12 protein-coding genes are annotated in these 12118 nt (G+C 67.8%); 4 read left to right on the top strand and 8 right to left on the bottom strand.

Annotated features, from left to right (window positions below):
• Positions 1-194 precede the first annotated feature (194 nt).
• Positions 195-1403 carry a thiolase family protein gene (locus IEY43_RS01160; RefSeq protein WP_188946969.1) on the top strand — a complete coding sequence of 403 codons (1209 nt, stop codon included), beginning with the start codon at positions 195-197 and terminating at the stop codon, positions 1401-1403.
• A 12-nt stretch (positions 1404-1415) separates the two neighbouring features.
• Positions 1416-3542, top strand: coding sequence for a 3-hydroxyacyl-CoA dehydrogenase NAD-binding domain-containing protein (locus tag IEY43_RS01155; protein WP_188946747.1), 2127 nt, complete (start codon positions 1416-1418; stop codon positions 3540-3542).
• 97 nt (positions 3543-3639) lie between these two features.
• Here the strand turns inward: IEY43_RS01155 and IEY43_RS01150 are convergent, their stop codons facing one another.
• On the bottom strand, positions 3640-4218 hold the full coding sequence (locus IEY43_RS01150; protein WP_188946746.1) for a dihydrofolate reductase family protein: 579 nt from the start codon (positions 4216-4218) through the stop codon (positions 3640-3642).
• 133 nt (positions 4219-4351) lie between these two features.
• Between IEY43_RS01150 and IEY43_RS01145 the strand changes: the two genes are divergently transcribed.
• A complete protein-coding gene (locus IEY43_RS01145) occupies positions 4352-4825 on the top strand; it encodes a Rieske (2Fe-2S) protein (RefSeq protein ID WP_188946745.1) in 474 nt (157 codons plus the stop codon).
• Between the two features lie 86 nt (positions 4826-4911).
• On the opposite strand, the gene IEY43_RS01140 is transcribed toward IEY43_RS01145, so the two are convergent.
• Positions 4912-5886 carry an aldo/keto reductase gene (locus tag IEY43_RS01140; protein WP_188946744.1) on the bottom strand — a complete coding sequence of 325 codons (975 nt, stop codon included), beginning with the start codon at positions 5884-5886 and terminating at the stop codon, positions 4912-4914.
• 135 nt (positions 5887-6021) lie between these two features.
• On the opposite strand from IEY43_RS01140, the gene argG reads away from it, so the two are divergent.
• On the top strand, positions 6022-7449 hold the full coding sequence (gene argG, locus IEY43_RS01135; protein WP_188946743.1) for an argininosuccinate synthase: 1428 nt from the start codon (positions 6022-6024) through the stop codon (positions 7447-7449).
• Between the two features lie 103 nt (positions 7450-7552).
• Here argG and IEY43_RS01130 read toward each other — a convergent pair whose 3' ends face one another.
• The 6 genes from IEY43_RS01130 to dxs are packed head-to-tail and all read right to left on the bottom strand — an operon-like array spanning position 7553 to position 11900.
• Positions 7553-7795 (bottom strand): hypothetical protein, encoded by a 243-nt coding sequence (locus IEY43_RS01130; protein WP_188946742.1) that lies wholly within the window; start codon positions 7793-7795, stop codon positions 7553-7555.
• A 59-nt stretch (positions 7796-7854) separates the two neighbouring features.
• Complete coding sequence (locus IEY43_RS01125; RefSeq protein WP_188946741.1) at positions 7855-8190, bottom strand: hypothetical protein; 336 nt, start codon at positions 8188-8190, stop codon at positions 7855-7857.
• Positions 8191-8196: 6 nt separating this feature from the next.
• On the bottom strand, positions 8197-8700 hold the full coding sequence (locus tag IEY43_RS01120; protein ID WP_188946740.1) for a GNAT family N-acetyltransferase: 504 nt from the start codon (positions 8698-8700) through the stop codon (positions 8197-8199).
• A 12-nt stretch (positions 8701-8712) separates the two neighbouring features.
• Positions 8713-9282 carry a hypothetical protein gene (locus IEY43_RS01115; RefSeq protein ID WP_188946739.1) on the bottom strand — a complete coding sequence of 190 codons (570 nt, stop codon included), beginning with the start codon at positions 9280-9282 and terminating at the stop codon, positions 8713-8715.
• Positions 9283-9342: 60 nt separating this feature from the next.
• Positions 9343-9936: a DUF402 domain-containing protein gene (locus tag IEY43_RS01110; protein ID WP_188946738.1), complete on the bottom strand. Its 594-nt coding sequence runs from the start codon at positions 9934-9936 to the stop codon at positions 9343-9345.
• Positions 9933-11900 carry a 1-deoxy-D-xylulose-5-phosphate synthase gene (gene dxs, locus IEY43_RS01105; RefSeq protein ID WP_188946737.1) on the bottom strand — a complete coding sequence of 656 codons (1968 nt, stop codon included), beginning with the start codon at positions 11898-11900 and terminating at the stop codon, positions 9933-9935. The genes IEY43_RS01110 and dxs overlap by 4 nt, the downstream gene beginning before the upstream one ends.
• Positions 11901-12118: the final 218 nt, after the last annotated feature.

Below are 12118 nucleotides of genomic sequence, written 5' to 3'. Positions count from 1 at the left end.
TGCATCCCCCGCGGCCCCGATGCCGGCCAGCTGGCCGGGTCTGCACTTGCGCTAAAAGTTACTCATGAGTAACGTATGAGGCAGGTCACTGTGACGGTGGCCACTGCCGGGCCCCTCCGGCAGGCAGAACCTACCCCGCAAGGAGCCCGCCGGTGAGTGCCAACACCACGACCGAGCACGAGAACGCAAGCAGAATGCTCGATGACCGCGATGTCGTCTTCGTCGACGGGGTCCGCACCCCGTTCGGCCGCGCCGGCGAGAAGGGCATCTACCACGGCACGCGCGCCGACGACCTGGCAGTGAAGACCGTGCGCGGCCTGCTGGAGCGCAACCCGCAGGTGCCGGCCGAGAAGATCGACGAGGTCTCGCTGGCAGCCACCACGCAGACCGGCGACCAGGGCCTGACCATCGGGCGCACCGTGGCGCTGCTCTCCGGCATCCCGCAGTCGGTGCCCGGCTACGCGATCGACCGCATGTGCGCCGGAGCGATGACCGCGGTCACCTCCACCGCCGGCGGCATCGCCTTCGGCGCCTACGACCTGGTCATCGCCGGCGGCGTGGAGCACATGGGCAACCACCCGATGGGCGCCGGGGCCGACCCGAACCCGCGGTTCGTATCCGAGCGCATCGTCGACCCGCAGGCGCTGAACATGGGCAACACCGCGGAGAACCTACACGACCGCTTCCCCGCGATCACCAAGGAACGCGCCGACCGCTACGCCGTGGCCTCGCAGGCCAAGCTCGCCGCCGCCTACGAGAACCATCAGATCCAACCTGACCTGGTCTCCGTGGCCGCCAAGCGCCCGGGCGAAGGCTGGGCGGTGCACAGCGTGGACGAGCCGCCGCGCCCGGGAACCACCATGGAATCGCTGGGCGAACTGCGCACCCCCTTCCGCGCCCACGGCCGGGTCACCGCCGGCAACGCGGCAGGCCTGAACGACGGGGCCACCGCCGCGCTGCTGGCTAGCGGCCGGGCCGTGCGCGAGCTGGAACTGGCCCCGAAGATGCGCCTGGTCTCCTTCGCCTTCGCCGGCGTCGCGCCGGACGTGATGGGCTACGGCCCGGTCCCGGCCACCGAGAAGGCGCTGGCCAAGGCCGGGCTGGACATCCAGGACATCGGATTGTTCGAGATCAACGAGGCCTTCGCCGTGCAGGTGCTCTCCTTCCTGGACTACTACGGCATCGACCAGGACGACCCGCGGGTGAACCGCTACGGCGGCGCCATCGCCGTCGGCCACCCGCTGGCTTCCTCCGGCGTGCGGCTGATGACCCAGCTGGCTCGCCAGTTCTCCGAGGACCACTCGGTGCGCTACGGGATCACGACCATGTGCATCGGCCTGGGCATGGGCGGCACAGTGATCTGGGAAAACCCGAACCACCCCGACTTCGGCAGCAAGGCTTAAAGGAGCAGAACCATGACCGCCACAACTTCGCAGGACTTCTCGGCCATCGCCGAGCTCATGCACGATGAAACCGTCACCCACTCGCTGGTCTCCGACGTCGCCCTGCCCAGCGGCAAGGTGCTGGCCCTGCTGACCCTGGACAACGGGCTGGACCACCGCAAGCCGACCACGCTGGGCCCCAACGGGCTGATCGAGCTGCGCGCAGCGCTGGAAACCCAGGCCGAGCGCGCCAAGGCCGGGGAGATCCACGCGCTGGCCATCACCGGCAAGCCGCACTTCCTGATCGCCGGCGCGGATTTGTCCGCGGTCACCCGGCTTTCCTCGCCGGGACAAGGCAGCGCCATGGCCGCCCTGGGGCACTACGCCTACGACCTGCTCGCCGATCTGGGCGTGCCGACCTTCGCCTTCGTCAACGGGCTGGCCCTGGGCGGCGGCATGGAGATCGCGCTGGCCTGCACCTACCGCACCGTCAGCACCGCCGCCGGCGCGCTGGGCCTGCCCGAGGCGTTCCTCGGGCTGATCCCGGGCTGGGCCGGCGTCTACCGCCTGCCGCGCCTGGTGGGGCCGGAGAACGCGTTGAAGGTGATGATCGAGAACCCGCTGAACAACAACAAGACGCTCTCCGGCCCGGCCGCCTACAAGATGGGTGTGGCCGACGCCCTGTTCGAGCCGGCGGACTTCATCGAGCATTCGGTCGCGTTCGTCGACGGCGTGCTCGGCGGCGAGACCGAGGCGCGACGTCCCAACGCAGTGGACCCGCGCGATCCCGAGGTGGCCCGCCGCTGGCTGGAGGCAGCGGACGCCGCGCAGGCATTCGTCGACGCGAAGCTGCACGGCGCCGCCCCCGCACCGTCCAAGGTGCTGGAGGTCTTCCGCCAGGGCCTGACCCTGACCCAGCCCGAATCGGCACAGCTGGAAATCCAGGCGCTGACCGAGCTGATGGGCAGCAAGCAGTTCCAGAACACCGTCTACGCCTTCTTCGACCTGGTGCAGAAGCGCGGCAAGCGCCCGGCCGGAGCGCCCGACGCCAAGCTGGCGCGCCCGGTCACCAAGGTGGGTGTCGTCGGGGCCGGGCTGATGGCCAGCCAGCTGGCGCTGCTGTTCGTGCGCCGGCTGAACGTGCCGGTGGTCATCACCGACCTCGACCAGTCGCGCATCGACAAGGGCCTGGGCTACATCCACGGCGAGATCGACAAGCTGCATGCCAAGGGCCGGATGAGCCAGGACGCGGTCAACCGCGCCAAGGCGCTGGTCTCCGGCTCGGTCTCCAAGGACGGCTTCGCCGACGCGGACTTCGTCATCGAGGCGGTCTTCGAGGAGCTGGGGGTGAAAAAGCAGGTCTTCGCCGAGGTCGAGGCGGTTGTCTCCCCCGAGTGCGTGCTGGCCACCAACACCTCCTCACTCTCGGTCACCGAGATGGGCCGGGACCTGTTGCACCCCGAACGCCTGGTGGGTTTCCACTTCTTCAACCCGGTGGCGGTTATGCCGCTGCTGGAGATCGCCGCCACCGAATGGACCAATGACACCGCGCTGTCCACCGCGTTCGTGCTGGGCAAGGCACTGAGGAAGACCACCGTGCTCACCCAGGATGCGGCGGCGTTTGTGGTCAACCGCGTGCTGCTGCGCCTGCTCAGCGAGGTCCAGGCGGCCTTCGACGAAGGCACCGACGCCAAGACCGCGGACAACGCCCTGTCCGGCATGGGCCTGCCGATGACCCCGTTCACCCTGCTGTCGATGGTCGGGCTGCCGGTGGCCCAGCATGTCACCGAATCGCTGCACGCGGCCTTCGGAGACCGTTTCGCGGTGTCCCAGAACCTGCAGAAGCTGATCGACGCGAAGGTCACCTCGCTGTGGGTCGACGACGAGCAGGGCGGCCAGGTGCTGAATCCGGCCGCGGCGCAGGTCATCACGCAGGGCAGCAGCCCGTCGAGCGAACAGCAGATCCTGACCCGGGTCCAGGACGCGCTGGCCCAGGAGATCGGCCTGCTGCTCTCCGAGGGTGTGGTGGCCGAAGCCGCCGATGTGGACCTGTGCATGATCACCGGTGCGGGCTGGCCGATGCACCTGGGCGGCATCACCCCGTACCTCGACCAGGTCGGCGCCTCCGAACGCGTCAACGGAGCAAAGTTCAACAGCTGATCCGGCGCACCACGGCGGGGTCCTCGGCGGCGGCATACGCCGGCCGAGGACCCCGCCGTCATGTTCTGCGGCTGGAGGGAAGCGCTGGGTGTACTGTCTAGGCCCGTTCGTACTGCACCAGCGTGACCCCCGATTCGAAGGCCTGCACGGACGTGCTGCGCCAGGGCTGCGGCTGGTAGGAGCGGTCGCCGAACAGACGGATGCCGCTGCCGAAGGTCACCGGGTTGATCTTCAGCGCCAGCCGGCCAATCTCCCCGGCCAACGCGGCGGCCAGCGAGCCTCCGCCGCACAGCCAGATGTCCTTGCCGTCTTCCTTTTTCAGTTCGCGCACCAGCTGCACCGGATCCCGGTCCGTGAACAGCACGTCCTGGCTGCCTTCCGGGCCCTGCCGGCCATGGGTGAATACGACCTGGCGCAGGTGGGCATAGGGGCTGGCCAGATGCTGGTCGGGCATCCCGACCGCGTAGGTGTTCCATCCCATCAGCACGGTGTCGAAGGGCCCGTCTTGGACCGGGATACCCACGGCGTCAGCCAGGACGGTAGGCACGGTGCCCCGGAACTGCTCGCCGATGGCCTGCATGTGGTCCCCCTCGGCGAGGAACGCGTCGAATTCCCCTGCCGGTCCGGCGATGAATCCGTCCAGGCTTACCGCCACGTAGTAGGTCAAGGTGCGCATGGGTTCTCCTTGGATCGGGTCCTTCGCCGCGGGCATTGGCGAATTCGCCCACTCTACAGAAATACGACATCCGGAAACAGGGTGTGGTGCGCCCTCTTGGCGCCGTCACAGATAATTCTGCGACAATGAACCCATGACTGACTTCGCCCGACCAGCCCGCCGCACGTTCATGTGCGCTTCCGCCGCGATCGGATCGGCAGCCCTGCTGACCGCCTGCGGCAACGGAGAATCAGCGGTAGAAACCCCAGAGGCCAAATCCATCCCCGAACCGAGCGGCGAAGGCCAGGTGCTGATGCCGGTCTCGGACCTGCCGGTCGGCTCGCGCGCCTCGGCGCCGGCCACCTACCCGGACGGCAGCGCGACCGCGGTCATGGTGTTCCGTCCGGATGAGAAGACCGTGTTGGCCTACTCGAACAAGTGCACCCATCAGGGCTGCGCGCTGACGCCGAAGTCGCAGGATGAGAATTTCTACTGCGCCTGCCATGGCTCGAAGTTCGCCCCGAAGGACGGCACCGTGGTGGCCGGCCCGGCCAAGGCGGCCCTGCCGCGCTACGCCGCGGAAATCAAGGACAAGAACATCGTCGTCTACGTCACCGCCGACGCCTAGATTCCGGCTGGCTTACTGCTGGTTAAAGCGCCATGCGGCGGACTTCCCGATTCGGGGGTTCCGCCGCATGGTGCTTTAAGCTCCGTTTAGAATGGCGCGATCTTCTCCGGGGCCGGGAAGATCTCGTCCAGTTCCGCGCGCTCGGCCGGGGTCGGGACCCAGCTGACTGCCTGCGCGTTGGCGGTGATCTGCTCGGGGCGGGTGGCTCCGGCGATCACCGAGGCGACCGGCTGCTGGGCGGCCAGCCAGGAGAAGGCCAGCTGGATCTCGGTGAGCCCGCGCGCGGCGGCGAAGTCGGAGAACTGCTGCAGCTGCTCGAAGTTGCTGGATTCCACCAGGTGCTGCCGCGAATGCGTCAGGCGGCTTCCTTCGGGCGCGTGGCCCTTGGAGTACTTGCCGGTGAGCAGCCCGTTGGCCAGCGGGAAGTAGGGAAGCACGCCGAGCCCGAATTCCCTCGCGGCCGGAAGCACCTCCAGCTCCGCGCGGCGGTCGATCATGTTGTAGTGGTTCTGCGCGGAGATGAAGCGTTCGGTGCCCAGCTCCCGGGCCACGTACTCGGCCTGCGCGATCTGCCAGCCGGACCGGTTTGAATGCCCGATGTAGCGGACCTTGCCGCTGGCCACCAGATCGTCCAGCACCCGAAGGGTCTCCTCGATCGGGGTGTTCGGATCCGGGGTGTGGAACTGGAACAGGTCGATGTAGTCGGTGCCCAGACGCTTCAGCGAGGCCTCGACCGCCTTGACGACATAGCGGCGCGATCCGCGCGCCGAAAAGTCCGGTCCGTTCACCCCGCCCATGTCCATGCCGAATTTGGTGGCGAGGATGATATCCTCGCGGGCGCTGCCCAGCGCGGCGCCCAGGCGGATTTCGGACAGACCCGGTTCACGCCCGTAGGTGTCGGCCACGTCGAACAGCGTGATTCCTGCCTCCAACGCGGCGTGGACCACCGCGTTGGTCCCCTCCTGGGATTCGGTGGCGGTACCGGTCCGCCCCAGGTTGTTGCAGCCCAGACCGACGACGGAAACACTCAGGCCGCTGCGGCCAAGTTGGCGGAATTCCATGGACACCTCTTCACTTCATAGTTGTGCTCCGCTTCACTGGAGCGTCGTATACCCATAGGCTATCTGGTAGGTCTCCGCGCCCCGGCATTCAGTCTCAATTCACTACAATGCATATTTATCCATTAGGATGGAAACATGTCTAAAGTTCTTACCAATCTCCCAGTAGGCGAGCGCGTCGGTATCGCGTTCTCCGGTGGCCTCGACACCTCCGTTGCCGTCGCCTGGATGCGCCACAACGGCGCCATTCCGTACACCTACACCGGTGATCTCGGCCAGTACGACGAGCCGGACATCGACGCCGTTCCGGGCCGCGCCCTGGAGTACGGCGCCGAGGCTTCGCGCCTGGTCGACTGCAAGCCGGGCCTGGTCGAAGAGGGCTTCGCCGCCTTGGCCTGCGGCGCCTTCCACATCCGCTCGGGCGGAAAGTCGTACTTCAACACGACCCCGCTGGGCCGCGTGGTCACCGGCACCCTGCTGGTGCGCGCCATGCGCGAGGACGGCGTGGACGTCTGGGGCGATGGTTCGACCTACAAGGGCAACGACATCGAGCGCTTCTACCGCTACGGCCTGATGGCCAACCCGAAGCTGCGCATCTACAAGCCGTGGCTCGACCCGCAGTTCGTCGCCGAGCTGGGCGGCCGCCAGGAGATGAGCGAGTGGATGGTCGCCCACGGCTTCCCGTACCGCGACTCGGCCGAGAAGGCCTACTCCACCGACGCCAACATCTGGGGCGCCACCCACGAGGCGAAGACCCTGGAGCTGCTGAACAGCTCGATCGAGAACGTCGAGCCGATCATGGGTGTCAAGTACTGGGACGAAAGCGTCGAGATCGCCTCGGAAGATGTTTCCGTGACCTTCTCCGCCGGCCGCCCGGTCGCCATCAACGGCAAGGAATTCGTCGACCCGGTCGCCTTGGTCAACGAGGCGAACATCATCGGCGGACGCCACGGCCTGGGCATGAGCGACCAGATCGAGAACCGCATCATCGAAGCCAAGTCCCGCGGCATCTACGAGGCTCCGGGCATGGCGCTGCTGTTCATCGCCTACGAGCGCCTGGTCAACGCGATCCACAACGAAGACACCGTGGCCAGCTACCACAACGAAGGCCGCCGCCTGGGCCGACTGATGTACGAAGGCCGCTGGCTTGACCCGCAGGCCCTGATGCTGCGCGAGTCGCTGCAGCGCTGGGTCGGCTCGGCCATCACCGGCACCGTGACCATCCGCCTGCGCCGCGGCGACGACTACACCATCGTCGACACCACCGGCGAGAACCTGAGCTACCACCCGGACAAGCTGTCCATGGAGCGCGTGGGCGACGCCGCCTTCGGTCCGGTGGACCGCATCGGCCAGCTGACCATGCGCAACCTGGACATCGCCGATTCCCGCGGCCGCCTGGAACAGTACGCAGCCATGGGCCTGGTCGGCGGCACCACCGCCAAGCTCGTGGGCTCGCTGGAGGCCGGCGGAGCCGACGCCATCGTGGACGCCACCCCGGCGGACAGCGACGAGCTGGCCACCGACCGCGTGAACGAGCTGGCTGCCTTTGATTCCGGCACCGACTAGGCTCCTGCGCTGAGTCATTAGACGACGAAGGCCCGGGCGGATGCTTCCTTGACTGGAAGCAACCGCCCGGGCCTTTTTGCCGCCTGGGTCTGCGGGCGCCGGCCTAGGCGACAAGCCCGTTGAGCGTAGCCAGGGACTGCAGCGCCATGATGAAGCCGACCAGCGACAGGAACCTGAGGGATCCATGCAGCACCGCTCCGAGCCGGGTTTCCTTCGACGGGAGCTTCACCGCCTCGTCCGTCAGCCAGGTCACCAGGGTGATCACGGTGCCGATCAGGGCGATCTGCTCCTCGGGCAGCGACATCGTCTTGGCCAGCACGAGCCCCGCGGCGAAACCGATCAGCACCTGGGCGGCCGGCCACAGCAGGGATTTCAGCGTGCGCCTGTCCTGTTCGACGGGCGCGGCTACGCCTCGATCAGCTGCAGCAGCGGGCTGACCGCAATGGTGAAGCCGACCAGCGAGACGATGCGCAGGATCAGCCGGATCCGGGCGCCGGTCCTGGTGTTCGGTTCGGGCAGATGGAAGCCCTGTTCGACGATCCAGGCGGCGATCACCACAATCACGCCGGCCAGCGCCAGCTGGGCATGGCCGATGCCGGAGAACAGCGAGGTGATGCCGATGCCGATGATGACGCCCACGCAGGCCTGGAACACCAGGTGCAGCGGCACCCGCGTGGCACCCATGTGCACCGGCTTGCGCTTGGCGCCGGGGTTCTCGTCCCGGTCTTCTTGAGGAATCATGTGTCCTTACTTCTGCTCGTCGTTGTCCGCGCCGTCGCGGGGCGCGAAATCTTCCAGTGGCCGGCACAGCAGCAGACCCGCTCCCCCGGTGAACTCCACCGTGCCGAAGCTTGCGCCCCGCGCCCGGACGGTGAACCCCAGGCAGCGCTGCAAGGCCAGCGAGGCGCTATTTCGCGTGTTCACCACGCACCAGGCGGCGTCCGCCCGCTGTGCCACCCAGCGCAGCCGGGCCAGGCCCAACGCCGCGGCCACGCCGCGGCGCCGCCAGCGGCGGTCGACCTCGACCCCGCCCAGGTAGTAGCCCGCCGGGGCCACCGGATCCTGCGGATCCCACCACTGCGCCTTGGCCCAGCCGACCAGGCGCCCGTTCTCCGACGGGGCGGCCAGCAGGCAGCCGCCGGGAGCGAAGCGCTCCGGCGCACTGCACCGCCCCAGGCTCCGGGACAGTTCGCGCACGGCCGGGTAGTCCCCCGGTTCCAGTGGCTGGATGCTGAACGCCGGCGTCGGCATGGCTTGCAGCTCCTAGTCGAGGCTGAACGGCTTGGGCGGCATCGGGTAGGCCATGCGCGCCTTGTCCAGGCCGTCGTACGGCGCGGTGGCGATGACCATCTTGGTGAAGTCCAGCTTCGCTTCGCGGATGCAGACCTTGACGGCGTTGACCGCGAGCTTCGGGGCCGGGGTGAGGATGCGGATGTTCAGCTTGCGGTTGCCGAAATCGCTGGATTCCACGGTGCCCAGTCCGCGCCAGGCCAAGTGGCCGGTCAGCGCTTCGGTGGCCTTGTTCTGCAGGTACTTGTCACGCGCGGTGCCCTCGGCGGTCTTCAGCGCGTACTGCACGATGACCCAGGACTGCTCCTCGTCGGCGAGCTCCTTGTAGTCCTCGGCGGCGCAGGCCGCGACGAAGCCGGCGAACAGCTCGTCGGCGCGGTCGGCGGTGACGTCCTGCACCTGGCTGGTCTGCGACATGTGGCCTACCGGTCCGTGGTTGATCACGAACTGGCCCAGCTCGTCGTCCTCGAACTGCTGGAACCACGCTTCGCGGAACTGCAGTTCGTTCTTCTCGTTCATCCGGTATGTGCGAATGATCGCCATCGGTCTCCCCCAGGGGTTGGTGTCTCGGTGTCTTGCATGGTTTCGGTGCGTCGGGCCGGCTCAGCCGACGCGCTGCAGGGTGCGGGCCCGCTCCAGCCAGTGCCGCCGGTGCTCCGCGGTGAACGGGGCCGCATCGGCGCGCACGGCGTCAAGCAGCCTGCGGCTTTCGGCGCGGATCGAGCGTTGCAATGCCTCGGGATAGCCCATTTCCAGCCGGTGCTGCTCGAACTCGTCCTCGTCGTCCAGGAAGGTGCCGCGGCTGTGCGAGCGGATCACGTCCAGGTCCAGGTCGATGGAGTTCACTTCCCAGGCGCCGCGCTTCATCTGCTGCCAGCCGATGCCGCCGGCCAGGTCGATGTAGACGTCGAAATCCTCATCCGGGTCGTCGTACAGCGTGGCGATCCACTGTCCCTCGGACGGGAAAAGGCACAGCGCGTCGCAGGCGGCCAGGTGCGCGGTGCCCGGTCGGGAGACCAGCGAGCCGGCGGGCTGGTGGACCCAGTGGCCGTGGTCGTCGCTCCCCAGGTAGAAACCGGGCACCACCCAATGCGGGCTGGCGTCGTACTTCCAAGCGCGCGCCACCACCAGTGCTCCGACGGCGACGGCCTGGGGGTTGCGCGGCAGGTGCTCGGGGCAACCGGGCTTGGCGCTCACAGCTTGGGGATCTGTCCGGTGGGCAGGTCCTGGCCGGGCAGCGGCCGGGCGAACGGGACCTTGGTGCCCAGCACCTGGGCCAGCGTATCGCGGGCGACCTGCTGGGCGGTCAGCCCCACGCGCTCCAGCACTTCGGCGCGGGTGCCGTGGGCCAGGAACTTGGTGGGCAGGCCGACCTCGTTCAGCGCGGTGTCCACCCCGGCGGCGCGCATTTCGGTGCGCAGGCGCGAACCGACGCCGCCGGCGCGCACCCCGTCCTCGATGCAGACCACAATTCGGTGGCGGGCGGCCAGCGAAATCACGGAGGACGGCATGGGCAGCACCCAGCGCGGGTCGACCACGGTCACCGAGACGCCCTGGCTGTTCAGCCGCGCGGCCACGTCCAGGGACAGCTCGCTCATCGCGCCCACGGAGATGATCAGCACGTCAGGCGCGGCGCGGTCGCCCAGCCGGGCCAGCACGTCCACGCCGTCGGGCAGCCGGTCGATGGCCTCGACTTCCTCGCCCACCGAGCCCTTGGAAAAGCGGACCACGCTCGGGGCGTCGTTGATGTCCATGGCTTCGCGCAGCTCCTCGCGCAGGCGGGTGGCGTCGCGCGGTGCGGCCAGATGCAGGTTCGGGATGATCTGGGTCAGCGCCATGTCCCACATGCCGTGGTGGCTGGCTCCGTCCGGGCCGGTGACGCCGGCGCGGTCCAGCACGATGGTGACCCCGGCCTTGTGCAGCGCGACGTCCATCAGCAGCTGATCGAAGGCGCGGTTCAGGAAGGTGGCGTAGACGCACACCACCGGGTGCAGCCCGCCGAAGGCCAGGCCGGCGGCGGTAGTCATGGCATGCTGCTCGGCGATGCCGACGTCCAGCACGCGGTCCGGGTGGGCGTCGGACATCTTCTTCAGCCCCACCGGCAGCAGCATGGCTCCGGTGATCGCCACGACGTCCTCGCGCTCGTCGGCGATCTTGGCGATCTCGTCGCCGAAGACGCTGGTCCAGCTCTGCGCGCTGGGCTTGGCGACCGGGGCGCCGGTGGCCGGGTCGATGACGCCCACGGCGTGGAACTGGTCCGCCTCGTCGGCCAAGGCCGGCGCATAGCCGTGGCCCTTTTCGGTGAGCGCATGCACCAGCACGGGGCCGCCGTACTGCTTGGCCTGCTGGAGTGCTTCCTCCACGGCGGCGAGGTTGTGGCCGTCGATCGGGCCGATGTACTTCAGGCCCAGGTCCTCGAAGAGTCCCTGCGGGGCCCACCAGTCCTTGATGCCCTTCTTGGTGGCGTGCAGCGACTTGTAGGTGAAGTTGCCGACCGGGCCGGAATCCTTCAGCCGGCCCTTGAGCTTGTCCATGGCGGTTTCGTACGCCGGGTGGGTACGGACCTTGTCCAGCTGCTGGCGCAGGCCCGCGAGCTGGTCGGCCAGACCGCCGATGGTCGGGGCGTAGGAGCGTCCGTTGTCGTTGACCACGATCACGGCCTTGCGCTCCTTGTCCGCGGCGATGTTGTTCACCGCTTCCCAGACCATGCCGCCGGTCAGCGCGCCGTCGCCCACCAGGCCCACCGCGTAGCTTTCGGTGCGGCCGGTCAGCTTGTTGGCCCGGGAGATGCCGTCGATCCAGGACAGCGAGGACGAGGCGTGGGAGGACTCGACGATGTCGTGCTCGGATTCGCCGCGGTCGGGGTATCCGGACAGGCCTCCCTGCTGGCGCAGCGTTTGGAAATTCTGGCGTCCGGTCAGCAGCTTGTGCACGTAGGACTGGTGGCCGGTGTCGAACACGATGGAGTCGGTCGGGGAATCGAACACGCGGTGCATGGCGATGGTCAGTTCCACCACACCGAGGTTCGGGCCCAGGTGGCCGCCGGTGCGGGCGACGTTGTCGATGAGGAAGGCGCGGATCTCCTGCGCCAGCTGGGTGAGCTGATCCAGGGTAAGCGCCCGCAGGTCGCTTGGTTTCTTTATGGTCTCGAGTAAAGACACAGTCATCCCCTTCACATTTCTGCCCGTGCGGGCACCGCAAGTCCGTGCGAAACAACTAGTCTATCGCGCACTTGACTGCTCCCATTATCCGCCACCTTTTGGGCTGAAACCAATTTTTCGATGATGATGTTGGCTACGCCCAGTTCGACCGCGGTCACGACGACGGAAAAGAAACTAGAAGCTGTCGAGTTTCCCTCTTTCCACACTCGTCCGGCGTA

The sequence above is a fragment of the Glutamicibacter protophormiae genome (assembly GCF_014647495.1).
Classification (GTDB): Bacteria; Actinomycetota; Actinomycetes; order Actinomycetales; family Micrococcaceae; genus Glutamicibacter; species Glutamicibacter protophormiae.
The sequence above is the reverse complement of the archived record's forward strand: the minus strand, read 5'-3'. Positions and strand labels throughout refer to the sequence as shown.